Genomic DNA, 22,710 nt, shown 5'->3' on the forward strand with positions numbered 1-22,710 from the left:
CAGACAGCCTCTTTTTCTACATTTTACATTTTTCCTGATGCGTTGAGCATATCTCTGATTTTGTGCTGTACCATTCTAGTGATAGCGTCTCTTCCTGGTCCCAGATATTTTCTTGGATCGAATTCTCCTGGATTTTCTGCGAGAACTCTTCTGATTTCAGCGGTCATGGCAAGACGCAGGTCGGTGTCTACATTGACTTTGCAGATACCGTACTTAACGGCTTCGTGGATCATATCCTCAGGAACGCCCTGAGCACCCGGAATTTCTCCTCCATACTGATTGCATCTATCGACAAATTCTTTCAGGACAGAGGAGGCACCGTGAAGCACCAGTGGAGTATTTGGAATCAGTGAATGAATTTTCTTCAATCTTTCGTAATCCAGATAAGGTTCTCCCTTGAATTTGTATGCGCCGTGACTGGTGCCGATGGCGATGGCGAGAGAGTCTACGCCGGTCTTTTCTACGAATTCTGCAGCTTCATCCGGGTCTGTAAAGGTTGCAGAACGAGCGTCAACCTTGATATTGTCCTCCACTCCTGCCAGTTTGCCTAGCTCAGCTTCTACCACAACACCGTGTGCATGAGCATATTCTACCACCTGTTTGGTCAGAGCGATGTTTTCTTCCAAAGGATATTTGGAGCCGTCAATCATAACAGAAGTAAATCCGTCGTCGACGCACTTCTTGCAGATTTCAAAATCTTCACCGTGGTCCAGATGCAGTGCAACATCTACACCGGTATCATCGATGGCAGCCTCCACCAGTTTGGTTAAGTAAGATGGTTTTGCATATTTTCTGGCACCTGCAGAGACCTGCAGAATCAGCGGTGCCTGTTCTATCTGGGCCGCAGCGACAATACCCTGAATGATTTCCATATTGTTTACATTGAAAGCACCAATTGCATAGTCACTGTTAATTGCTTTTGCGAACATTTCTTTTGTTGTTACTAAAGCCATGTCATACCTCCTTAAAATGTATATGTCTATTATACACTAAAGCGGTAATTTTTCAACGATTTCCATCATTTTTTTCATATCAGGAAGGCTGCCTTGCCCGCTGACCTGGGCAAAACCGCGGAGTTTTTCGATGGTATGTATCATGGAATGAGCATTGTCCAGCATGGATTCCAGCTCCAGGGTATTCATAACCGGTGGTCTGAAACCGGTTCCAGTATTTTTGGATTTTAAAAGAAACAGCACAGCCAGAATGGGAATAGGGTTGTTTGCCATATGTCACCTCCGTAATTTCTATATCATATTATGAAATACCGGCGCATTTGGTGCATATAGTGTAGTAGAAAGGAGTGTATTCATGCAATTAGACGATAAGACCATTTTAGATTTGGCAGGACAGCTGGGAATCTCCGCTGACAAGAAAACCACTGTGGCTAAGGCTAAATCCTACGAACAGAAAAGCGACGCTGAACTTGTATCAGAAATTATGAAAATCAAGAATCAGCTCGAAGCAGCTAATATTCCTTATGAGAAACAGATGGCAGCGGTACAGAGCTTAATGCCCATGATGAATGGACAGCAAAAAGCTCGATTGACAAGAATCATCGAGCTTTTGAAAAAGTAAAGTTTACTGTGTAACCATTCTGGCAATGTCTGTCTGGGTACTGCCAGCAGGGAATGTAAAGGTTGTTGCCTTGATGTTCTCAGGTTTGTACCCTGCAGCATTGCAGACTGACGAATACTCGTCATAAGATGCGAAGAGTTCTGCATCGATAAGACTTTGCACTGCTTCGGTAGCTGTGCCGCCCCGGACCGTGACAGTAATGTCCTTTGTCAGTACGCCGGCTGTCCAGATTTCGTTGGCCTGCTGGGAATTCTCGGGACTGTCGACAGCCTCTGGTTCCGTAGTATCAAGGGTGCCGGTTTCTTCAGCGAGGGTCCTCGGATAATCCATGATGATCTCCATGCGCCACACGATGAGGAGTGCAGCTATAATTAAAATCGCAAGTGCAATAAGAATATCGTTTTTGTCGTAGAAAAAATCTTTTAGTTTTTTCATCAAGATTCTCCTTTCGTCTTTTTCTATATATAATTTAACATACTTTTCGCAAAAGAACAAATACATTTTGCTTTAGAGCGGGGAATGTTGTATAATAAAGGGTATGATTAGGATTGAAATAGGCAAAAACGAGCAGGAACAGCGTTTGGACAAGTTCCTTAGAAAATATTTGGAAAATGCGCCGCTGAGTTTTATCTACAAGGCTATTCGAAAGGATGTCAAGGTCAACGGAAAGCGAGGAAAAGAAGATACCGTGCTGCATTTTGGCGATGAGATATTGCTGTACATCAGCGATGCGGATATGGAGAAGTTCCAAAAGCGCAGAAGGGTGAACCGGACGCGAAGGCAGTTCGGTATTGCTTATGAGGATGACAATCTTTTAGCGGCAGTAAAACCCCTTGGTCTTCTAACTCATGGAGACAGCAGCGAGAAAAAGAATCATCTGGCGAACCAGGTAGTGGATTATCTCATCGACAAAGAGGAGTTCAATCCCAGGCTGGAGAAGACTTTTACGCCGGCTCCAGTCAACAGACTGGACAGAAATACAACTGGTCTGGTGCTCTTTGGAAAAAACGCCATGTCGCTGCAGACGCTAAATCAGATGGTTCGTGAAAAAGATAAAATCCGCAAGATGTATCTGACTATTGTCGGAGGAAGAATGGAAAAGCCTCTTCACCTGATGGACAGGATGGTTAAGAATGAAGAGAAAAACCGCATTGCTGTAGTACCGATAACAGAGAGCGGCAAAGAAATGGAAACTATCGCTGTGCCGCTGCAGTATGGAACCTTTTGCGGCAGAGAGTGCACTCTGGCGGAGGTCGAAATCATTACAGGCAGAACGCACCAAATCAGAGCCCATCTGGCAGCAGCCGGCTATCCTGTGCTGGGCGATTCCAAGTACGGAGACAAAATGATAAATGCAGCAGCAGGCAGAAAATTTGGACTGTCTTGTCAGTTGCTTCATGCGTACAGGCTGAAATTTGAAAACTGTCCGGATAGCCTTTCTTATCTGAGTGGCAAAGAATTCACGGCGGAACTTCCGGAAAGCTTTATGAGAATAAAAAAGCATATTTTTGAACAAGATGAATAGAGGGGAATCACAAAAACATGAAAGAGTGGATCAAGGATATTTTATTCGCAGTAGTTATTGCTGTAATTGTAATACAATTTGTTAAACCGACCATTGTCAAGCAAAGCTCCATGGAACCGAATTTTTATGAGGACGACTATCTCTTTGTGAGCAAGCAGTCCTACACTCTGTTTGGTGAGCCGCAGCGCGGGGATGTGGTTGTGGTGCATTCTTCACTGGTACAGGAAAACGGTGAGGAGAAAATGCTCATCAAGCGTATTATCGGGCTGCCGGGAGAGACCATCGATATCATTGATGGAGAGGTGTATATCAACGACAAGAAATTGGAAGAGGACTATCTAAAAGAAGATTTTACTTCGGGCGAGGTGAAACGTCTGGTGATTCCTGAGGGCAAGATTTTCTGCATGGGTGATAATCGAAGAGTCAGCATTGACAGCAGGGACGAAGATGTAGGATGTATTGAGATAGACGACGTCATTGGAAAGGTAGTACTGCGTGTCTATCCGTTCAGCGAATTTGGGATTATTCAAAATCCGTACGATAAATAATATGCAGGAGAGGGAAATCATGGGAAAAAGCAGAAGAGAAAGAAAGAGACAGCGAGAACGTGAAAACCGAATAGACTGGCTGAAATCGGTGCTGTCAGCAAGTGCGGCGGCGCTGATTGTAGTGCAGTTTGTGATCCCTACAGCGGTTTATGGCAGATCTATGGAGCCGGGATTTGAGCATAGAGATTATCTGCTGATTCATAAACAGGCCTATGTAGGGGAGGCGGAGCCTGAAAGAGGTGATGTTATCGTGTTTCAGTCAAAACTTAGAGATAATAACAGAGGAACTTTGAAAAAACTCATTAAGAGAGTCATCGGCGTGCCAGGTGATATTGTAGAGATTCGAGAAGGAAAAGTGTACATAAATGGAGAGGAACTGAAAGAGCGCTATATTAAAGATGGTGTTACTAACGGGGATGTGGGACCTGTTGTCGTACCGGAAAGCAATTATTTCTGCATGGGGGATAACAGACTGCACAGCACTGACAGCCGTTTTTTGGAAGTCGGATTTGTTGAGAAAGACAAAATCGTAGGAAAGGTGGTATTCAGACTTTATCCATTTAGTAAATTTGGAATGATTGGGAGTACACAGTAAATGAAAAAATCAGTCGTCTTTCTGCTCGCCGTTATATTAGGTACAGGTGCAGGGCTTTTAGTATCTCTAGCTTTTCAGATTACGGAGGTTACGGACCACAGCATGCTTCCAGCCTATGAGAACGGAGATCAGGTGCTGGTTAGCAGGCTTGCGTTTGCGGGGAAAAAAGGACCGCAGCAGGGCGATGTGATTCTGATGAAGAACAAAATTTATGCGGTGTCCGGCGAAAACACTGTCATGTTGAAACGCGTTATTGGTGTAGAGGGTGATCGGATTCTGATTACGGAGGGGCAGGTCTATGTAAATAATCAGAAGCTGGACGAAGAATATGTGTTTACGCAGGGTATCAGCGGCGATATGGAAGAGATACAGATTCCCGCAGGGAAGATTTTTGTGATGGGAGATAATAGAGCAGCCAGTACAGACAGCAGACATGAATCTGTGGGGCTGGTTGATGAAGAGGATTTACTGGGAAAGGTAATTTTAAAATGGTAAAAAGACAGAAGAAGATGGTGGCAAACAACAAAAAAGCGCGCCATGATTATTTTATAGAAGAGGTTTACGAAGCGGGTATCGTGCTGACCGGCACAGAGATTAAGTCCATTCGTGCAGGAAAGGTCAGTATCAAGGAAAGCTATGCAAAAATTGAAAAGGGTGAGATGATTGTCTACGGCATGAACATCAGTCCCTATGAGCAGGGTAATCGTTTTAATACAGAACCTTTGCGCCCGAAAAAACTTCTCTTACATAAGCAGGAAATCAGAAAGCTGATTGGATATACAACGCTGAAAGGTCTGACTTTGGTTCCGCTGAATTTATATATCAACGAAGATGGACGGGCGAAGATGGAGCTGGCGGTAGCGCGCGGCAAGAAAAATTATGATAAGCGTGACGACATGGCAAAGAAAGACGCGGCTCGTAAAATCGACCATGCCATGAAGCAGAGGTGGTAGTATGCCAAGTTTCACCAAGCAAGCGATTAAAATGTCTTTTATGAAGCTGCTCAGCGAGCAGCCGCTAAATAAAATCAGCGTTCGCAGTATCGTAGAGGAGTGCGGTATCAATCGAAATTCTTTTTATTATCACTTCCAGGATATTCCTGCTCTGATGGAAGAAATCATTGTGGAACTGGCTGATGGGCTGGTAAAAAAATATCCAAAGATTGAGTCCCTGGAGGACTGTATCAGCGAGGCTTTTGACTTTGCCCTGCATAACAAAAAAGCGGTCTTACATATTTTCAATTCTATGAATCGAGACCTCTTTGAGCGGTATTTGATGAAATCCTGCGAGTATATTGTCAGAACTTATTTGGATACGGTTTTTGGAGAGAGCCTTGTCAGTGCTGAAGACCGGGAAATTGCCATTCGTTTTTTCCGTTTTGAACTGTTTGGAGCTGGTCTTGATTGGCTTTCCCGAAGTATGCCAGAGGATTCTATTGAAGAAATTCATCATTTGATTCACCTATGTCATGGATTGTCCGATGAGATGATCAGGAGATGTAATCAAGCAGAAATTTAGTCACATTAGACCCCGTTGCCTAATTTTTAGGCAGGGGTTTTCTTTTGCCCATTTTTAACCAGAAGAAAATCTGGTAAGTTAAATACAGAAAGAAAAAGCGCTGTGGATGTTTGATATGAGATGGAAGGAAGGATAGTGATGCGTTCAGTTGCACCGATGAAAACAGCGAAAATCGGATACATTGTTATTTCCCTTGGTCTATGCGTGCTGGGGATTTTGCTGATTACAGCACCGGTATTGTCTAAAGCGCTGCTGGGCAGCTGCTGCGGCATACTGTTTCTGCTGTTTGGCGCAGTCAAACTGGTTGGATACTTTTCAAAGGACCTGTACCGGCTGGCATTTCAGCACGATTTGACACTGGGCATTCTGCTTCTGATTCTTGGCGGTGTGATATTGGTACGACCTGAAAGTCTGATGTTATTTATCTGTATCACCTTTGGCATATTTATGGTGATAGATGGACTTCTGAAAATACAGGTTGCCGGTCAGTCGAGAACTTTTGGCATAGGAAAGTGGTGGCTGATCTTTGCAAGTGCGGCAGTTACAGAGGCTCTTGGACTTGTCCTGCTGCTGCGTCCGGGTGAGGGTACGGATTTGCTGATGATTCTACTGGGCATAGGCATGCTTTCGGAGGGGATTTTGAATCTTAGCACAGTTATTACAGCGGTAAAAATTATCAGACATCAATGGCCGGATATGATAGAAAACGTGTATTGCGAGGAAAAGGAGGACTGACAGAAAATGCGTTTTTCAAGGGCGGTGGTCAAACACCGGATTACGATTTTAATTGTTGCGATTGTTTTAATGGTTCCTTCCCTGTTTGGAATGCTGGGAACGAGAATCAATTATGACATGCTGGATTATTTGCCGGAGGATATGGACACGGTAATTGGTCAGGAAGAACTTTTGAGCGACTTCGGAAAGGGTGCTTTCTCCCTGATTGTAGTGGAAGATATGGAGGATAAAGATGTAGCGGTTCTTTGTGAAAAGCTTGAAGAGGTGGATCATGTAGAAAGTGTCCTGTGGTACTCCACGCTGGCGGATATTTCCATTCCGATGGAGATGGTGCCGGATAAACTCTTCGATGAATTTAATGAGGGAGATGCAACTCTGATGGCGGTCTTCTTTGACAGTGCTACCAGTGCTGACTCAACCATTGATGCAATTGCTGATGTGCGCAGTGTCTGCGGCGAGCAGTGTTTTGTATCGGGCATGTCGGCGTTGGTAACGGACTTAAAAAATTTGTGTGAACAGGAAGAACCGATTTATGTAGGGCTTGCAGTGCTTTTTGCAACGGCAGCCATGGTGCTGCTTTTGGACGGCTGGCTGGTGCCTTTCGTATTTCTTGTCTCGATTGGCATGATGATTCTGCTCAATTTAGGAACGAACTATTTTTTTGGAGAAATTTCATATATAACAAAGGCTCTTTCGGCGGTTCTGCAGCTAGCGGTTACCATGGACTATTCCATCTTCCTGTGGCACAGCTACAGTGAGCAGAGGGCGCTTTATGACGACCACAAGGAGGCCATGGCTGTCGCAATCAGAAAGACCCTGGCAAGTGTTGTTGGAAGCTCTATTACTACAGTGGCAGGCTTTGCGGCACTGTGCTTCATGAGCTTCACTCTGGGTAAAGACTTGGGCATCGTCATGGCAAAAGGTGTCATCTTCGGCGTTATCGGCTGTGTGACTGTATTGCCGTCCTTAATCCTTGTACTGGATAAACCCCTTTATAAGACAAAGCATAAATCGCTTATTCCCGATATGGGAAAACTGGCAAAACGTGTGACAAAAGTCTTTCCGGTGCTTCTTGCAGTCTTTATTGTTGCAGCGCTGCCAGCGATTTACGGGTACAGCAAAACCAATGACGAGGTTTACTATGACATGGGGAAATGTCTGCCGGATGATATGGAATACGTCATTGCAAATTCTAAGCTTTCGGAAGAATTTAATATCGCTTCAACCCATATGGTTCTTGTGGACGCAGATCTGCCTTCTAAAGAAGTTCGCGCTATGATGAAGGAAATGGAAAAGGTTGAGGGTGTAAAATATGTCCTTGGCATGGAATCAGTCCTTGGCAGTATGGTGCCTGAGGAGATTTTACCAGAGGGAGTCAAGGGAATTTTAGAAAGTGATAAAAGTGAACTGCTACTGGTCAATTCGGAATATGACGTTGCCAGTGATGAAGTGAATGATCAGATTGACAGTCTGAATAAAGTGCTGAAAAGCTACGACGAAGAGGGTATGCTCATCGGAGAGGCTCCTTGCATGAAAGATATGATAGAGACCACCAACCACGATTTTCAGGTGGTAAATGCGGTATCGATTATTGCAATCTTTCTCATTATTGCGCTGGTCGAGGGAAGTATTTCCCTTCCGTTTATCCTGATTGCGGTTATTGAACTCGCAATTTTTATCAATCTCGGAATTCCTCACTTCCTGGGACAGTCGCTTCCGTTTATTGCGCCGATTTGCATCAGTACCATTCAGCTAGGGGCGACGGTGGACTACGCAATTCTGATGACGACCAGGTACAAAACGGAGCGGCTTTCCGGGAAAGATAAGAGAGAAAGTGTTACGACTGCTCTTGCAGCTTCTATCCCATCTATACTCGTATCGGGAACAGGGCTCTTTGCTGCGACCTTTGGAGTGGCAATTTACTCGGATATCGACATCATCAGCTCCATGTGTATGCTGATGGCAAGAGGTGCGGTAGTCAGCATGATATGTGTTATCTTCCTGCTGCCGGCGCTGCTTATGCTCTGTGATAGATTGGTCTGTGCAACGACCAGGGGAATGAAACATGTAGTTAGAACAAATTCGGAGGTGTCAAATCTATGAACAATAAATTAAAAAAATGCTTAGTGGTGGTTTTGTGCATTGCTCTTACTGTGGGCAGCGGTGTGACTATGGCATACGCCGATGATGGGGAAGACGCGAATCAGAAAGAAGAAACGGTTTACGTTCTTGCGGAAAGCGACGGTTCCGTGCAGAAAATCATCGTCAGCGACTGGTTGAAAAACCTGACAGGAAGCCAATCTCTCTACGACAAGTCAGCTTTGACAGATATTGAAAATCTGAAAGGTGATGAGGAGTGTAAGAACGAAGGAAAGTCAGGAAAAATTTGGAATGCTGAGGGAAAAGATATCTATTACAGGGGCAGTATAAAAAAAGAACTGCCGATTAACATGGAGATTTCCTATAAGCTGGACGGAAAAGACATCGAGCCAGAAGAACTGGTCGGAAAAAGCGGCGAAGTGACCATTCGCTTTGACTATGAAAACAATCTGTATGAGATGGCAAAAGTCGGCGGCAGAACAGAGAAAATCTATGTGCCTTTTGCGGTACTGACCGGTATGGTTATGGACAATGATGTTTTCAGCAATGTGGAAGTTTCCAGCGGAAAGGTGATTAACGACGGGGAACGTACCGTTGTGGCAGGCATGGCGCTTCCGGGACTTGCAGACAATCTCAATGTAGATTCTTCTGACCTGGAGCTTCCGGATTATGTCGAAGTGACCGCTGATGTGGACAAATTTGAAATGACTAATACGGTAACCGTAGCGGACAGCAGCATTTTTGCTGACTTAGATACAGGAAAGATAGGTTCGGCAGATGAACTGGCAGGTGCCCTTAATCAGCTGACAAATGCTATGAAACAGCTGCTGAACGGTTCATCACAGCTTTACGACGGACTGGATACGCTGTTAGATAAATCGGGACAGCTGGCGCTGGGAGTTCATGAGCTGGCTGCAGGCGGAAAAAGCCTGAAGGCTGGTGCAACAACTTTACAAAACGGGGTGCAGGAACTTTCTGGGGGTATTACAGGATTAAAGGATGGATTGACAACATTAGACGGCAACAGTGCAGCTATTACTGCAGGTGCAAAGCAGGTATTTGAGTCTATGCTCGCAACAGCAGACGCACAGCTTGCAGCAGCAGGGGCAGCGCTTCCAAAATTGACCATTGAGAATTACAGTCAGGTGCTGGAAGGAGCAGCAGCGGCTGCTCCCGACGCCGGTTCTGCGCCAATTCTTGCACTGAAAGCGCAGCTGGATAGTTATAACCAGTTCTACCTAGGCTTGCTGCAGTATACGCAGGGCGTAGCGTCTGCAAAGGCCGGCGCTGAGCAGCTGAATACAGGGGCAGCGCAGCTTACGAAAGGCACAAAGAGTCTGTACGACGGTGTCAACGCACTGAATACAGGTATTAGGACTTTAGATAAAAATATGCCTGCCTTGGTAGATGGTGTAACGGAGCTTCGCGGCGGCGCTAAAAAACTGAACAATGGGCTGAAAGAATTTGATAAAGAGGGAATTCAGAAGCTGGCAGGAGCTGCCGGCGGAAATATCGGAGACTTACTCGATCGAATGAAGGCTACCGTAAACGCTTCCAAAGCTTATCAGTCTTTCTCAGGCATTTCTGACGACATGGACGGACAGGTGAGATTCATATACCGTACCGAAGCGTTGGAAGAGAAATAAATATAGGGAAAAAGAAACCAGCTGGCGGATTGCGCCAGCTGGTTTCTTAGCATATATATTGATAACGTTTATTTGCTCATCAAAATATTATCCAGTGTTTCCAAGAGGGTTTCAATATCAATTGGTTTTGCGATGTGATCGTTCATGCCGCAGCGCAATGCCTCTTGCTTATCTTCTTCGAAAGCATTTGCAGTCATAGCGATAATTGGAATGGAGGCAAGCTCCCTGTTTTCCAGCTTTCGTATTTTCTTGGCAGCCTGATAGCCGTTCATCACTGGCATCTGAATATCCATCAGCACCAGCTGATAATATCCAGGCTGGGAAGATTTTAGCATTTCTACAGCAATTTGACCGTTTTCAGCAATCTCTGCAGTAAGACCGGCTTCTTCTAAAATAGCTACTGCAATCTCCTGGTTCAGCTCATTATCTTCTACAAGAAGAATATGTCCGCTGCGCAGGATTTCTTTTGAGTCAAGAATGTCATCGGTAGCCTGCTCTTTCTTCACAATGGAGTGGAGACAGCCTCTGAGTTCTGACAGGAACAGCGGCTTGCTGCAGAATGCGGTAACGCCGGCTTCTCTTGCCTCTTCTTCAATATCGGACCAGTCATAAGCGGTGAGAACAATAATCGGAACTTCCTTTCCGGTTTCCTGACGGATTCTCCTGGCGACTTCAATGCCATTCATGTCAGGCAGCAGCCAGTCGATGATGTAGACAAAGTAATGATCATTTCTTGAAACTGACTGACGGGTGCGCAGCACTGCTTCTTTTCCTGACATAGTCCATTCTGCCCGCAGTCCAATCTGCTGCAGCATGCAGGAAACGCTGTCACAGGTGTTGTAATCGTCATCTACCACCAGCGCCCGCAGACCGTTGAGTTCCGCAATGGCGACAGGTTCTTTTTTTCCGGCTTCATCCAGCCGTAGTGTCAGGCAGACGATGACTTCCGTGCCGACGCCGTGTTCGCTCTGTACTGCAATGGTACCGTTCATCATATCGACGATATTTTTCGTGATCGCCATGCCAAGTCCGGTGCCCTGAATGCCGCTGCTGGTAGAATTCCGTTCTCGTTCGAACGGTTCGAAGATATGGGCGACAAATTCTTTTTTCATGCCAATTCCCGTATCTTTGATGTGGAATTCAAAATTAGCAAAGCCCGGCGAAGCACCTGGTTTTTCGATGACTTTCAAGCTGACCATGCCGCCTGCACCGGTGTATTTGATAGAATTGCTCAGAAGGTTTAGGAGTACCTGATTGAGCCGCAGCCGGTCACAGCAGATCTGCTCGTTTTGGATGTCGATGGCGTCCAGATACAAGTCAAGCTGTTTGGCATTGATATCCGCCTGGATGATATTGTGCAGTTCGTGAAGGATTTCCGGCAGACTGCAAGGCTGTTCTTCCAGATGAATTTTGCCGCTTTCGATTCGGCTCATATCCAGTACATCGTTGATCAGACTCAGCAGATGATTGCCGCTGGTCATGATTTTTTTCAGATATTCTGCCACCTGCTCTTTACGGTCGATGTGGGTGATTGCCAGTGCTGTAAAACCGATGATTGCGTTCATCGGCGTACGGATATCGTGGGACATGTTGGAGAGGAAGGTGCTCTTGGCTTTGTTGGCACGGTTTGCCTGCGAAAGGGCATCTTCCAGCAGTGCCTTTTTCTCTCTTTCGTCCCGCATTTCCTCATCCAGACAGCGGAATCCCAGTACGATGCTGTGGGTCTTGTCCCAGTCTCCAGCCCGTACTGCTTTCATCTGGAAATAGCGGATTTCGCCGCAGCAGGTGGTACGGTAGTTGATATAGCACATATCTTTTTCGGAAAGTTCCTGTTCCAGATGGGCTTTCGAAGCGGTTTTTCGGAACGCTTCTTTATCTTCTTCGTGAATGCTTGTGGCTGCATACTGTTCGAGGCAGGTTTCCAGAGACAGCGCATCATGAAAGATGGCAGGCATGATGCCATTTTTACATTCGCCCATACGCAGGACTTTGCCTTCGCCAGTGTCTAAATCGAAGAAGCAGACCAGCACATACTCGATACTGAGGGCATGCACCAGTTCCATCTGCCGACGCTGATCTTCCAGGCGCTCTCGCTCTTCTTGCAGTCTCTGTGCAGTACGGTCTAACAGATATCTCTGATAATAACGTTCACCATTTTCTTCGATGAGTTTGATATTGCCGGTTACATAGAGAATTTCGCCGTCTGCATGCTGCACACGATAATCGACACTGACGTTGTCGCCTTCCTTTTTAAGGGACTGAATGGATTTCCGCAGTCGCTTTCTATCTTCTTCGAAAACAGTGGAAGCCACCAGGTCAAAGCCGTCTGCAAGGAGTGCCTGCTCGTCGGGATAGCCTAGAATGCGCAGCGCAGCCTGATTGATGCTGAGAATCCTGGAACCGTCCAGGCTGTGGCACATGATGCCGCAGTCCATGGTAGTAAACAGCATCTCCAGAGTTTGATTCTGCTGAATCAGTTCATCGGCGTAAGCCCGCTCCTGGGTGATGTCGATACCGATGCCCATGGTGCCCATAACAGTGCCGTCCAGATTGTATAATGGTGATTTATATGTAGTTAGAATTTTGGTTTCACCACTGCTGAGAATTGTCTCTTCGGAAACGCAGGTTTCTTTGGTTTCCATGACGATGCGCTCCGATTCGATGCAGGCAGGATCGTCATGTTCTACGTCCCAGATATAAGCATGACCGCGACCTTCCACCTGCGCTTTGGTCTTGTTGACGGTTTGACAGAAACTGTCGTTGACTTTTTTGTGAATGCCGTCTTTGTCCTTATACCAGATTAAATCCGGTGTGCTGTTGATGGTGGTTTCTAGGTACTGGCTGGTCTGCCAGGCGTCTTTCTGCGCTTTGTAGTCCTGATACCATTTTTGGATGCGGAACATTAATAACGCGTCGGAAGCGGATTGCGACCAGATATCGGTCAGTGCTGAAACGCAATCTGTGAACGCTTCCACGTCTGTATCCTCTGCCGTAAGCAGGATGAGCTGCGCCTCCGGCTTTTTCCACGTCAGCAGCTGTGACAACTGCGCTTGTAAATCTGCTGTCGGCAGACTTGCGAAAATGACATCAGCTTGTGATGCTGAGACTTTTTCGACCCGATCACTTTCGAGAAATGCATGGGAAAACTGTGAAAAAGGGGTCAGTGCCCTGAGCTGTTTCAATACCCGATGCCGGTCGCCGATGCAGTAGAATCGTATATGACAATGGTACATAAAACGAATATCCTCCCTAATTTGTGGCTTGCGATTCTGTGATGGCATGATTGCATACCTATTCTAAATTTTACTGCGCTTGCGGGGTAATGTCAATGTTTTAAGAGGATTTGAAATGGAAAATAGTAGCCGCAATCGTATTTTGGGGAATTTTTTCGTTATTTACAGAAAAACGGAAAAAATACGTTTTATATACAGAAAAAATACGCTTCTCAGATACAATCATAAAATAGGAGGAGCACAAGAGAACGATGAATAGAACATTCTATTATAACGGAACAATGATTACGATGGATTCTGACCATCCCATGGCTGCAAACTTTCTGGTTGAAGATGGTGTGATTCAGGCAGTGGATGTGGACGAGGAGGACATTGGTTTTACAAGGCAGGATGAAATGACGGAATGGGTTGATTTGCAAGGCCGCGTGGTAACACCCGGGTTTCATGACAGTCATATGCATCTGGTGGAGTATGGGTATAATCAGCGGTATTGTGTGGACTTATCGGAAGCCGTTTCTGCAGAAGATGTGGTGCGGCGTATGCGAGCATTCATTGCAGAACAGCAGATTCCTGCAGGAAGCTGGATCATCGGAAGCCGTTGGAATCAAGAACATTTTCCGGACAAACGACTGCTTAGCCGGGAAGATTTAGACCGCGTTTCAGACTGTCATTATGTCTTTGCCAAGCGGGTCTGCATTCATATTGCGGCGGTAAACAGCAAAGTTTTGGAATTGGCAGGAATTGACCATAATACCTATCTGGACAATCAGAATATCGGCAGATATCCTGACGGTATGCCAGATGGGAGAATTTATGAGGATGCGATTGCTGACATGGTACTGGTGCATAAACCGGCGCTTTCCGTCAAAGAAATTGAACAGGTGATTGAAGAGACGTTAAGGGAAATCAAGGCAAGGGGCTTTACGGCGGTGCAGTGTGATGACATGAAAGCGTTTTCGGATTTTACGTCGAAAGAGAGAATTTTACGTGCCTATGATAACCTGCGAAAGCAGCAGCGCCTGCCTGTACGCGTGTTTGCGCAGATTCAGGTATCTTCCCTGGAAGAATTCCGGCAGTTGCAAAAGATTCTTGTAGAGATTGCTGATGACCAGTGGTTCTCCTGGAAACGATTAAAACTGATCTTGGATGGCTCTTTGGGTGCTGAGACGGCAGCATTAACCGTACCTTACAGAAATCGCAGGCAGCGGGGACTTCTCAATTTCAGCGATGCAGAGTTAGAGTTGCTGGTTCGGGAAAGTTATGAAAGCGGGATGCAGCTGTTATGTCACTGTATCGGTGATAGAGCAATGGAACAGGCCATACGTGTGATCACGCCTTTCCAAAACAAGTATGGAACAGATTGCCGCCCTAGACTGGTGCATTGCCAAATTGCGACGGAGCCTCTTTTAGACCGAATGGCGCAAGCGGGGATTTTGGCAGACATTCAGCCGGCGTTTGTACCGACCGATTATGCAGTGGCGGAGCAGAAACTGGATCTTCGTCAAGCATATGCGCTTTATGCATGGCGCACCATGTTAGAAAAAGGTATGATGATTAGTGGCAGTTCGGACTGCCCGGTGGAGCGCTGCGATGCGCTTTACGGGATGCAGGCAGCTGTTACTAGGATGGATTTGCAGGGGAGACCGACTGGCGGATTTTTACCGGAAGAAAGGCTGTCGCCTTATGAGGCATTGGCGCTTTATACAAAGGCGCCTGCCTATACAGTAAAAATGGAAGGACAGATGGGGCGCATTGCGCCAGGCTACTTCAGTGATTTTACTGTACTGGATGGAAATCCGCTTCTGGTTCCTCCGCAGCAGATCCATAGTATTTCTATCGTAGAAACCCACTGCGGCGCGTAGTGGAGAAAGGAATCAAATATGAAGAAAGTATTTATCAATGCCAACGGATACACCATGGATGCAGCAGAGCACCGCTTTGAAGCCGTTGCGGTAGAAGACGGGCTGATTACGTGTGTTGGTACTAATGAGGCGGTGCAGGAAGCAGCGGGGACCGCATGCCAGATCATCGATCTGCAAGGAAAGACGGTACTGCCAGGATTTAACGACAGCCATCTGCACCTTTTGAGTTATGGATATAGCCTGGAAGTCGCAGATTTAAATGATTGCCGGAGCCTGGATGAATTGAAAGACCGTTTGCGCCGCTATATCAAGGAGAATGGAATTAAACCCGGCCAGTGGGTAGAAGGCCGCGGATGGGATCAAAATCAGTTTGATACTAAGAAAATGCCGACAAGAGAGGACTTAGACGAGGAATTCGGCGCATATTTTTTGGTATTGACCAGAACCTGTGCACAAATTTGTGTCGTAACCACCAACGTGCTGGAACTTGGCGGTCTGCTGCACAAACCACAGCAGATTGAGGGCGGTATGATTCTGACAGACGCCCATGAAGTGGCAACAGGCGTGCTGACTGGACTGGCAACGGAAATCATTTACAGAATGATTCCAACGTTGGGGGTAGAGCGCATTAAAAAGTGTATTCTTGCGGCGTGCAATCGTTATGTTTCAGCGGGAATGACTTCTGCGCAGACCGATGATTTTGAACTGCTTCGTGCTGGCCATTTTACAGAAATTTTGCAGGCATACGAAGAACTTGACAGAGAAGGGCTGCTGCCGATTCGAGTTAATCTAATGCTGCACCTTGCCACGTTAGAAGAGCTTTCTGATTTTCTGGCACTTGGGTATCGCACAGGGGACGGAAGTCCATATTTTCGGATTGGACCGTTTAAGACGATTACAGACGGCTCGTTGGGCGGAAGAACTGCTGCCTTGCGGGCACCATACAGCGATAATCCGGAAGGAATGGAAGAAAATACGGGTGAAATGTATATCAGTCAGCAGGAACTGGAAGCACTAACGCAAATGGCTTTTGACCATGGTCTGCAGCTAGTTTCAGACGGCATCGGAGATAGAGCCATGCGAAGCGTACTGGATGCATTCATTAAGATTATAGAAAAGCATCCAGAAGAAGATTTGCGCTTTGGTATTGACCATTGTCAGATTACCACAGAAGGGATTATTGAAGATTTTGCCAAATACCATATCATCGGCGGTCTTGAACTGATCTTTTTGGCTTCTGACATCGCCATTGTAGAGGAGCGGGTCGGAGCAAAGCGGGCAAGTATGTCCTATAACTGGAATCGGTTTAAAACGCAGGGCGTAACGATTGCAGCAGGTTCGGATAGTCCTGTAGAGGAATACAGTCCGCTCCACGGCATTTATGCGGCAGTTACCCGCTGTACCTATGATAAAACACCGAAGGGTGGTTATCATGCGGAACAGAAACTCAGTGTACACGATGCCATTCATGCCTTTACGACAGGATCTGCATATGCGACATTTGAAGAGGACTGCAAGGGAACGATAGAGGTTGGAAAGTATGCGGATTTTGTTGTCCTAGCGCAGGATTTGTATGAAACTGCGCCGCTGGATCTGGCAGAAGTACAGGTCGCGATGACAGTCGTAGGTGGAAAGGTTGTTTATGAAAAATAATCCAGATTATATTTTATATAACGGCAATTTTATTTCAATGGAAAGACCGGATAAGCAGTACTGTGCCATTGGGATTACGGGTGAGACGATTACGGAGGTATGGGAAAAGCCATGCAGGATGCCGAAACGGTTTTTTGGTACGAAGATGCTGGATTTGGAAGGCAGAACGGTTTTACCTGGATTCATTGACAGCAATGTCCATATGGTACAGGGCGGTTTGATGCAGTACTGTGTGGAAATTAAAGCGGATACCAGAGAAGCCTTTCTACAGCAGCTGCAACAGAAAGTGCAGGCATTTGAAGCGGGAGAACTGATTTGGTGTATTGGCTATAATGAGGATACTGTGGAATTGAATCGATGGGATTTGGATCAAATTACTTCCATACATCCTGTTGTGGTCAGCAAGACAGAATTCCATAAAACGATTTTAAATACTTCTGCTTATAATTTACTTAAAATTCCCTATAGTATTTCTGGCATTCAGCGGGATGAAAAAGGGATGCCCACAGGGGTTTTGCAGGGAGAGGCCAGCGGATTTGCAAGACGGAAATTATACACCTGTTTTGTAACGGATGACATCCGAAGACTTGCCCTCGCAGATATGGAGCGAAAAGCGTTCCGCTGCGGCATTACAACGGTCAATGCTATGGAAGGTGGCGCCTTTTTTTCAAATCAGGATATCCGCATGGTGCAGCGGTTTGCAGAGCACAGCAGGCTGGAAATTTTTCTGTTTCCGCAGACCATGGATGTGGCAACGGTACAGGCGGCAAAACTGCCGCGAATTGGAGGCAATATATATCTGGACGGTTCGATTGGATCTCAGACGGCGGCACTGTATGAACCTTATATAGATGGTGAGCACCAAGGGGTACTGTATTATTCACAGGAAGATGTAAATCAGTTTGTGCTGGAAGCCCATACTGCCGGCCTGCAGATTGCATTGTCGTGCATCGGACCAAGGGCGATTGAACAAGCGTTGGCAGCTTTTGCCGCGGCATTTGAAATAGCAGGCAGAAAAAATTTGCGTCACAGGCTGGAACTTTTTGTTCTGCCGACAGAAGCACAAATCACCTGGGCGATTTCTATGGGGCTGATTTTGTCTATGCGAGCCAATTATGACAGGCAGTGGGGCGGTGCGGAAGGTAAATATGCTGCACTGCTTGGAGATCGATGGAAGGGAACCAATCCCATCGGCGCTGTGGTGGCGCAGGGAGGTATTGTGGCGGGTGGTTCTGAATATGCAGTTACACCGTTGAACCCTTTAAAATCAATTGGTTCTTGCCTGCTGCATCACAATGCAGTACAGCAGCTTTCCCTTTATGATGCGCTGCGGACCTATACTGCAAACGGTGCCTATGCCAACATGGCAGAAGACAGAATTGGAAGTCTTGGCATCGGTATGCAGGCAGATCTTGTCGTACTGGATCAAAATCTGTGCACCCTTTCTCCTGCAGAAATTGAAACCCTTCGCGTGGAAATGACCATTAAAAAAGGGGAAATTGTATATGCGCGGGAGGATGTATTATGGAAATAAAAGTTTACCTTTTGCAGAGACCGCACATTGAAATCGATGGACGAGAGGCGCTTGCCAAATTGAATCACAAAGCGCTTGCGATGATTTTTTATCTGGCGGCCAGGAAAGGGCAGATGGTTTCTAAAGAACTGCTCAGTGAAATTTTTTGGCCAGAACTGCCAGAAGAAAATGCTCGCTCTAATTTGCGGCAGAGCCTTTCTTATATTAGAAAAATCTGTGCAGAAGAATGGGGTGGACAAGAGGAGGCATCGATCATTTTTTCGGAGCGGAACATGTGCAGTCTTAATGCATCTTTAGGCGTTTTCGTGGACGTGGCAGAATTTCGCAAAGCGCTGAAAGCAGCGTCTGTTTGTGACAGCAGGCAGGAGAAAATTCGGCATTTGCAGCATGCAGTGAATGTACATGGCGGCAGCTTTTTAGACGGTATATCGGTGCGTGGAAGTGTGGCTTTTGAAGAGTGGGTTATGATGGAGCGGGAATCGGTAAATCAGGCATTTATTGATGTATCGAAGCAACTGGCGTTTCTGTATCGGGAAAATGGACAGTTCGCCCAGGGGATTTCCTGCCTGAAAAAACTGCTGCTGATGGATCCGCTGCTGGAGGAAGTCCATTTGCAGCTGATGGAACTGTACTGCCAGAACCAGGAGCGGGCAAAAGCAATCTGCCAGTACAAAGAGTGTGTGCGCATTCTTGGTGAAGAGTTAAATATTGGTCCTATGGAAGAGACGCGGGCTCTCTACAGAAAGATTCTTGAAGATGCGCCGGTGGAAATGGGACACATTACGATAGTAGAAGAGAAAGATGATTTATGTGAGCTGCAGCTTTATACTGCATCTGCACAGCCAATAGACTTTGAAGGGATTTATCGTATGCTGGAGCCAATCATCGAGGAGGATGTGAAAGTGCCAACTTATCTCAAACCAGGGCTGGCCATGTTGTTTCCTCAATATTCGGAATGGCTTGCAGCACAGAATTTGTCGGAATCGTATCTTTTTTACTGCATTAAAAAACTGCTGCAGGAGATCAGTCTCAAAGGGAAAGTGGAGATTCAGGTGTCCCATCCTAAGAGACTGGATCAAAAGTCAGCGCAGCTGTTACAGTATCTGATTGGCAATCTGCATATGGCAGATGTTGATATTCATATGTTTAAGGAGGAATAACATGTCTGAAAAACAAGAAAAAGCAGGACTGAGAAAGGAACTGGGACTATTTCACAGCGTATCGATTGTCAGTGGAATTATGATTGGTTCAGGTATTTTTTATGTCAGTACATATGTGCTGAGCAGAGCAGGATTATCCGCAGGATTTTCCATTTTAGCATGGGTTGTTGCCGGCTTTATGTCGCTGATGGCGGCATTATGTTATGCGGAGCTGGGTACTTCCATGCCGCAGGCAGGAGGTACCTACAACTATATTTCTAAAGCTTATGGACCAGGAATCGGATTTTCTATGGGAATTACGGACTTTTTTATCTCACAGTCTGGTTCGATCAGTGCCCTTGCAGTAGGATTTTCTACTTATTTTAGTATTCTGGTGCCATTGACGGAGTGGCAGATTAAGGCAATGGCGATTGGGATTATCATCATGCTGTCACTGATCAATATGTCTGGTGTGAAAAAAGGTGGAAATGTGCAGGGAATCTTCATGATTGCAAAGCTGGTGCCGATTGCGATTATTATCGTATGCGGTCTTATGATGGGCAGCATGAATAATCCGATGGAGATTGTACCGGGAGAAGGTTTGAATCCAATGAGCGCTTTTGCGCTGTCCATTGTAGCGGCGTTATGGGCATATGACGGTTGGAGCTCGGTCTATATCGTAGCAGAGGAACTGAAGAACCCTCAAAAAGATCTTCCGAAAGCAGTAACAATCGGGGTTTTAGGTGTGACCCTTGTCTACGTTTTGTTCAATTTTGCATTACTGAAAATTTTACCGATTGATCAAATTGTTGCGACTGAGGCACCAGGAACCATGGCTGCAGAAGCACTCTTTGGCAAGCCAGGCGCAGTTTTAGTCACCATCGGTGCACTGATTGCAATCTTTGGTTCCTGTAATGGTTGCATTTTGGCGTATCCGAGAGAATACTATGCAATGGCTAGGGACAAGCGATTTTTCGATGTCTTTGCGAAAGTCCATCCGAAAACTGGTACGCCTGTCAATGCACAGATTGCGACCATGATTGTATCTTCTGTATTAATTCTGTTTGGTACGTTTGAGCAATTGACTGCCCTTGTGGCTTTCTGTGCATGGATTTATTACACGCTGGGTGTATCTTCGGTCTATGTGTTTAGAAAGAGAAATCCGCAGATGGAAAGACCATATAAGGTTTGGGGCTATCCCGTGCTGCCCGCAGTGACCATTCTGCTGTCGCTGGTGGTACTGGTAACAACCCTTTGGGAAGATCCAATGAATTCCGTCATCGGTGTCGTAATTCCGATTGCGGGGTATATTCTCTATCACGCTTATTTTAAGAAAAAAGAGCAAGCGGAGAACTAAGGTATCGTATGCACATCTGCTAGTATGTGCGCATGATAATCTGCAGGAGCTGAGGAAAGAATTTTTCCAGGCTCCTGTTTTTCTTTGTGCTGGATGCTGTAGCGCGCAATGTGTCAAAAATTACTGGTTGAAAACAGTACAAAAGTAATGTAAAATGAATACAGTAACAAATATGGGGGTGTAAATGTATTGGATTGAAATTTATAATGAGGGAAAAGATATCAATCGAGACTTAGTCATATGACAGCAAAGAAATTTTTGAAGGTATTAGATAAGGCTGCGTCCCACCGTGGGACATAGAAGTAAAACAGAGTTTGAGATTGTCACTTTACATTCAAGCAGAAAAAAGGTATAATTATACCATAAAAATGATATATGGAGGTGGCCTGCATGATTATTAAAGCGTCAACTACTCTGAGAAATGATTATAATGCGGTTTCAAATATTGCTAAAGAGACAAATGAGCCAATCTATATTACGAAGAATGGTGAAGGGGATATGGTCTTGATGAATATTGAAGCATTCGAGAGAAGAGAACAAATCTTACAGATGAGAGCAAAAATCCTCCAAGCAGAGCAGGAGCGTCTGAGCGGCACAAAGACATACTCTCTTGATGAAGCGCAGGCGATGCTGGAGGAAAGATTAAATGACATGTAAAGTAACGCTTCTACCAACAGCCTGGGAAGATTTGAAGCGTATAGAGGATTGGTACTATTATCAATTTGGAAAATCTACGGCTTTAAAAGTGTCTTCAACCATTCTTAAAATAATCGGTAGACTGGAGTCATTTCCTGACTCTGGCTCATTAACTCCCGATAAATGGCTGAATGAGCAAGGCTATAGGATGGTCATTTGTGAGAAGCATATTGCAATATATAGACGAATTCAGAATGAGGTTTTTGTTTACCATATTGCTGATACGCGAACGGAGTATACCAAGGTGTTTTACAATTAAATATATGCGTCCCACCGTGGGACGAAACTACGATGAGATATGCGCATTTAGGAAAACGGTTTTTAAAATTACATACTGCTTCATGCATTGAAAATACTCTTCTGAGAGACCATGGATGAACTTTCTTTTGACAAATATAGAGAACTGGCGGTTTTTTTTATAAATATTTCAAAATAATACAATTTATTCCTGTTGAAAACAAAGTGAAAGTGTTGTAAAATAGCCATATAAACATTTATGGGGGTGTAAAGGTTTCGACGGGGGTGTAGAAGCCATATAAGTAACTTACTATATTTAGAATTTAGCATTTTCAATGGATTCAAAGGTCAAATTTCTTTACAATTTGACGAAAGTAGAGAACAAATAGAGGAAAAAAAGAGAACACGCTCACTAAGAGACATATCCATTATGTCTCTTTTTTAATGCCAAAAAGGAGAATAATTATATGAGATTTCAGGTCGAGATAACACAAAAGATGGCAGCCGTTGTAGAGATAAATGCACCAGATGAGGATGCTGCTTTGCAAGAGGCGAATGAAATGATATCTAAAGATATAATTTCTTCAGATGCTTTTCATATGGAGGAAGCAGCTGCTGTGATAAAACAGTCAGATAACATTCTGATATTTACTAGGCCTGCAAACGGAGGGTTGCAAAGAAAGTTTTGACTTATATTTTGTCCCATGATGGGACGGAGAGGAAATGTCCCACTGTGGGACGGAAAGGAAGAAGAAGC

At 45.4% G+C, this 22,710-nt stretch carries 22 protein-coding genes; 18 read left to right on the top strand and 4 right to left on the bottom strand.

The annotated features are described in order from the left end of the window. Window positions 1-23: 23 nt before the first annotated feature. Both fba and V1225_RS04950 read right to left on the bottom strand, forming a co-directional pair. Window positions 24-953, bottom strand: a complete 930-nt coding sequence (gene fba, locus V1225_RS04945) for a class II fructose-1,6-bisphosphate aldolase (protein WP_160202047.1) — start codon at window positions 951-953, stop codon at window positions 24-26. 36 nt (window positions 954-989) lie between these two features. Continuing rightward, a complete protein-coding gene (locus V1225_RS04950) occupies window positions 990-1,226 on the bottom strand; it encodes a hypothetical protein (protein ID WP_160202048.1) in 237 nt (78 codons plus the stop codon). An 82-nt stretch (window positions 1,227-1,308) separates the two neighbouring features. On the opposite strand from V1225_RS04950, the gene V1225_RS04955 reads away from it, so the two are divergent. Beyond that, entirely contained in the window at window positions 1,309-1,575 is a 267-nt protein-coding gene (locus V1225_RS04955; protein ID WP_160202049.1) for a hypothetical protein, read from the top strand. A gap of 3 nt (window positions 1,576-1,578) precedes the next feature. Here the strand turns inward: V1225_RS04955 and V1225_RS04960 are convergent, their stop codons facing one another. Next, a complete protein-coding gene (locus tag V1225_RS04960; protein WP_160202050.1) occupies window positions 1,579-2,010 on the bottom strand; it encodes a hypothetical protein in 432 nt (143 codons plus the stop codon). Between the two features lie 103 nt (window positions 2,011-2,113). Here V1225_RS04960 and V1225_RS04965 point away from each other — a divergent pair, with 103 nt between their 5' ends. From V1225_RS04965 to V1225_RS05005, 9 genes are all read left to right on the top strand, one after another. Next, complete coding sequence (locus V1225_RS04965; RefSeq protein WP_160202051.1) at window positions 2,114-3,100, top strand: RluA family pseudouridine synthase; 987 nt, start codon at window positions 2,114-2,116, stop codon at window positions 3,098-3,100. A 17-nt stretch (window positions 3,101-3,117) separates the two neighbouring features. Continuing rightward, window positions 3,118-3,648 carry a signal peptidase I gene (gene lepB / locus V1225_RS04970; protein ID WP_243151058.1) on the top strand — a complete coding sequence of 177 codons (531 nt, stop codon included), beginning with the start codon at window positions 3,118-3,120 and terminating at the stop codon, window positions 3,646-3,648. A 19-nt stretch (window positions 3,649-3,667) separates the two neighbouring features. Next, window positions 3,668-4,243, top strand: a complete 576-nt coding sequence (lepB, locus tag V1225_RS04975; RefSeq protein WP_160202053.1) for a signal peptidase I — start codon at window positions 3,668-3,670, stop codon at window positions 4,241-4,243. Continuing rightward, the gene (lepB, locus tag V1225_RS04980; protein WP_160202054.1) at window positions 4,244-4,738 is read left to right on the top strand and encodes a signal peptidase I; all 495 of its coding nucleotides are present in this window, start codon (window positions 4,244-4,246) and stop codon (window positions 4,736-4,738) included. Further along, a complete protein-coding gene (smpB, locus tag V1225_RS04985) occupies window positions 4,732-5,196 on the top strand; it encodes an SsrA-binding protein SmpB (protein WP_160202055.1) in 465 nt (154 codons plus the stop codon). Before lepB (V1225_RS04980) ends, smpB begins: the two co-directional genes overlap by 7 nt. A 1-nt stretch (window position 5,197) precedes the next feature. After that, window positions 5,198-5,761 (top strand): TetR/AcrR family transcriptional regulator C-terminal domain-containing protein, encoded by a 564-nt coding sequence (locus V1225_RS04990; RefSeq protein ID WP_160202056.1) that lies wholly within the window; start codon window positions 5,198-5,200, stop codon window positions 5,759-5,761. Between the two features lie 138 nt (window positions 5,762-5,899). Continuing rightward, entirely contained in the window at window positions 5,900-6,496 is a 597-nt protein-coding gene (locus tag V1225_RS04995; protein WP_160202057.1) for a DUF308 domain-containing protein, read from the top strand. Window positions 6,497-6,502: 6 nt separating this feature from the next. Beyond that, the gene (locus V1225_RS05000) at window positions 6,503-8,599 is read left to right on the top strand and encodes an MMPL family transporter (RefSeq protein ID WP_160202058.1); all 2,097 of its coding nucleotides are present in this window, start codon (window positions 6,503-6,505) and stop codon (window positions 8,597-8,599) included. Then, on the top strand, window positions 8,596-10,242 hold the full coding sequence (locus tag V1225_RS05005; RefSeq protein WP_161908387.1) for a hypothetical protein: 1,647 nt from the start codon (window positions 8,596-8,598) through the stop codon (window positions 10,240-10,242). Before V1225_RS05000 ends, V1225_RS05005 begins: the two co-directional genes overlap by 4 nt. Before the next feature lie 68 nt (window positions 10,243-10,310). On the opposite strand, the gene V1225_RS05010 is transcribed toward V1225_RS05005, so the two are convergent. Beyond that, on the bottom strand, window positions 10,311-13,475 hold the full coding sequence (locus V1225_RS05010) for a response regulator (protein WP_338547695.1): 3,165 nt from the start codon (window positions 13,473-13,475) through the stop codon (window positions 10,311-10,313). Window positions 13,476-13,726: 251 nt separating this feature from the next. Here V1225_RS05010 and V1225_RS05015 point away from each other — a divergent pair, with 251 nt between their 5' ends. The 8 genes from V1225_RS05015 to V1225_RS05050 all read left to right on the top strand — a co-directional run bounded on the left by V1225_RS05015 (window position 13,727) and on the right by V1225_RS05050 (window position 22,642). After that, on the top strand, window positions 13,727-15,337 hold the full coding sequence (locus V1225_RS05015) for an amidohydrolase (protein WP_338547696.1): 1,611 nt from the start codon (window positions 13,727-13,729) through the stop codon (window positions 15,335-15,337). 18 nt (window positions 15,338-15,355) lie between these two features. Next, window positions 15,356-16,990 carry an amidohydrolase gene (locus tag V1225_RS05020; protein WP_338547697.1) on the top strand — a complete coding sequence of 545 codons (1,635 nt, stop codon included), beginning with the start codon at window positions 15,356-15,358 and terminating at the stop codon, window positions 16,988-16,990. Continuing rightward, window positions 16,980-18,524: an amidohydrolase family protein gene (locus tag V1225_RS05025; protein WP_161908390.1), complete on the top strand. Its 1,545-nt coding sequence runs from the start codon at window positions 16,980-16,982 to the stop codon at window positions 18,522-18,524. The genes V1225_RS05020 and V1225_RS05025 overlap by 11 nt, the downstream gene beginning before the upstream one ends. After that, a complete protein-coding gene (locus tag V1225_RS05030; protein ID WP_160202064.1) occupies window positions 18,515-19,684 on the top strand; it encodes a BTAD domain-containing putative transcriptional regulator in 1,170 nt (389 codons plus the stop codon). The genes V1225_RS05025 and V1225_RS05030 overlap by 10 nt, the downstream gene beginning before the upstream one ends. A gap of 1 nt (window position 19,685) precedes the next feature. Continuing rightward, window positions 19,686-21,020: an amino acid permease gene (locus V1225_RS05035; protein WP_160202065.1), complete on the top strand. Its 1,335-nt coding sequence runs from the start codon at window positions 19,686-19,688 to the stop codon at window positions 21,018-21,020. A 390-nt stretch (window positions 21,021-21,410) separates the two neighbouring features. Continuing rightward, window positions 21,411-21,677: a type II toxin-antitoxin system prevent-host-death family antitoxin gene (locus tag V1225_RS05040; RefSeq protein WP_160202066.1), complete on the top strand. Its 267-nt coding sequence runs from the start codon at window positions 21,411-21,413 to the stop codon at window positions 21,675-21,677. Then, window positions 21,667-21,975 (top strand): type II toxin-antitoxin system RelE/ParE family toxin, encoded by a 309-nt coding sequence (locus V1225_RS05045; RefSeq protein WP_160202067.1) that lies wholly within the window; start codon window positions 21,667-21,669, stop codon window positions 21,973-21,975. The genes V1225_RS05040 and V1225_RS05045 overlap by 11 nt, the downstream gene beginning before the upstream one ends. Window positions 21,976-22,420: 445 nt before the next feature. Further along, window positions 22,421-22,642 carry a hypothetical protein gene (locus V1225_RS05050; RefSeq protein ID WP_338547698.1) on the top strand — a complete coding sequence of 74 codons (222 nt, stop codon included), beginning with the start codon at window positions 22,421-22,423 and terminating at the stop codon, window positions 22,640-22,642. Window positions 22,643-22,710: the final 68 nt, after the last annotated feature.

Origin of the sequence: Emergencia sp. JLR.KK010 (assembly GCF_037018265.1) — a bacterium.
Lineage (GTDB): Bacteria > Bacillota > Clostridia > Peptostreptococcales > Anaerovoracaceae > Senimuribacter > Senimuribacter intestinalis.

Coding starts and splice junctions, on each gene's coding strand:
- fba (WP_160202047.1), bottom strand. CDS start 953: ATGGCTTTAGTAACAACAAAAGAAATGTTCGCAAAAGCAATTAACAGT.
- V1225_RS04950 (WP_160202048.1), bottom strand. CDS start 1,226: ATGGCAAACAACCCTATTCCCATTCTGGCTGTGCTGTTTCTTTTAAAA.
- V1225_RS04955 (WP_160202049.1), top strand. CDS start 1,309: ATGCAATTAGACGATAAGACCATTTTAGATTTGGCAGGACAGCTGGGA.
- V1225_RS04960 (WP_160202050.1), bottom strand. CDS start 2,010: ATGAAAAAACTAAAAGATTTTTTCTACGACAAAAACGATATTCTTATT.
- V1225_RS04965 (WP_160202051.1), top strand. CDS start 2,114: ATGATTAGGATTGAAATAGGCAAAAACGAGCAGGAACAGCGTTTGGAC.
- lepB (WP_243151058.1), top strand. CDS start 3,118: ATGAAAGAGTGGATCAAGGATATTTTATTCGCAGTAGTTATTGCTGTA.
- lepB (WP_160202053.1), top strand. CDS start 3,668: ATGGGAAAAAGCAGAAGAGAAAGAAAGAGACAGCGAGAACGTGAAAAC.
- lepB (WP_160202054.1), top strand. CDS start 4,244: ATGAAAAAATCAGTCGTCTTTCTGCTCGCCGTTATATTAGGTACAGGT.
- smpB (WP_160202055.1), top strand. CDS start 4,732: ATGGTAAAAAGACAGAAGAAGATGGTGGCAAACAACAAAAAAGCGCGC.
- V1225_RS04990 (WP_160202056.1), top strand. CDS start 5,198: ATGCCAAGTTTCACCAAGCAAGCGATTAAAATGTCTTTTATGAAGCTG.
- V1225_RS04995 (WP_160202057.1), top strand. CDS start 5,900: ATGCGTTCAGTTGCACCGATGAAAACAGCGAAAATCGGATACATTGTT.
- V1225_RS05000 (WP_160202058.1), top strand. CDS start 6,503: ATGCGTTTTTCAAGGGCGGTGGTCAAACACCGGATTACGATTTTAATT.
- V1225_RS05005 (WP_161908387.1), top strand. CDS start 8,596: ATGAACAATAAATTAAAAAAATGCTTAGTGGTGGTTTTGTGCATTGCT.
- V1225_RS05010 (WP_338547695.1), bottom strand. CDS start 13,475: ATGTACCATTGTCATATACGATTCTACTGCATCGGCGACCGGCATCGG.
- V1225_RS05015 (WP_338547696.1), top strand. CDS start 13,727: ATGAATAGAACATTCTATTATAACGGAACAATGATTACGATGGATTCT.
- V1225_RS05020 (WP_338547697.1), top strand. CDS start 15,356: ATGAAGAAAGTATTTATCAATGCCAACGGATACACCATGGATGCAGCA.
- V1225_RS05025 (WP_161908390.1), top strand. CDS start 16,980: ATGAAAAATAATCCAGATTATATTTTATATAACGGCAATTTTATTTCA.
- V1225_RS05030 (WP_160202064.1), top strand. CDS start 18,515: ATGGAAATAAAAGTTTACCTTTTGCAGAGACCGCACATTGAAATCGAT.
- V1225_RS05035 (WP_160202065.1), top strand. CDS start 19,686: ATGTCTGAAAAACAAGAAAAAGCAGGACTGAGAAAGGAACTGGGACTA.
- V1225_RS05040 (WP_160202066.1), top strand. CDS start 21,411: ATGATTATTAAAGCGTCAACTACTCTGAGAAATGATTATAATGCGGTT.
- V1225_RS05045 (WP_160202067.1), top strand. CDS start 21,667: ATGACATGTAAAGTAACGCTTCTACCAACAGCCTGGGAAGATTTGAAG.
- V1225_RS05050 (WP_338547698.1), top strand. CDS start 22,421: ATGAGATTTCAGGTCGAGATAACACAAAAGATGGCAGCCGTTGTAGAG.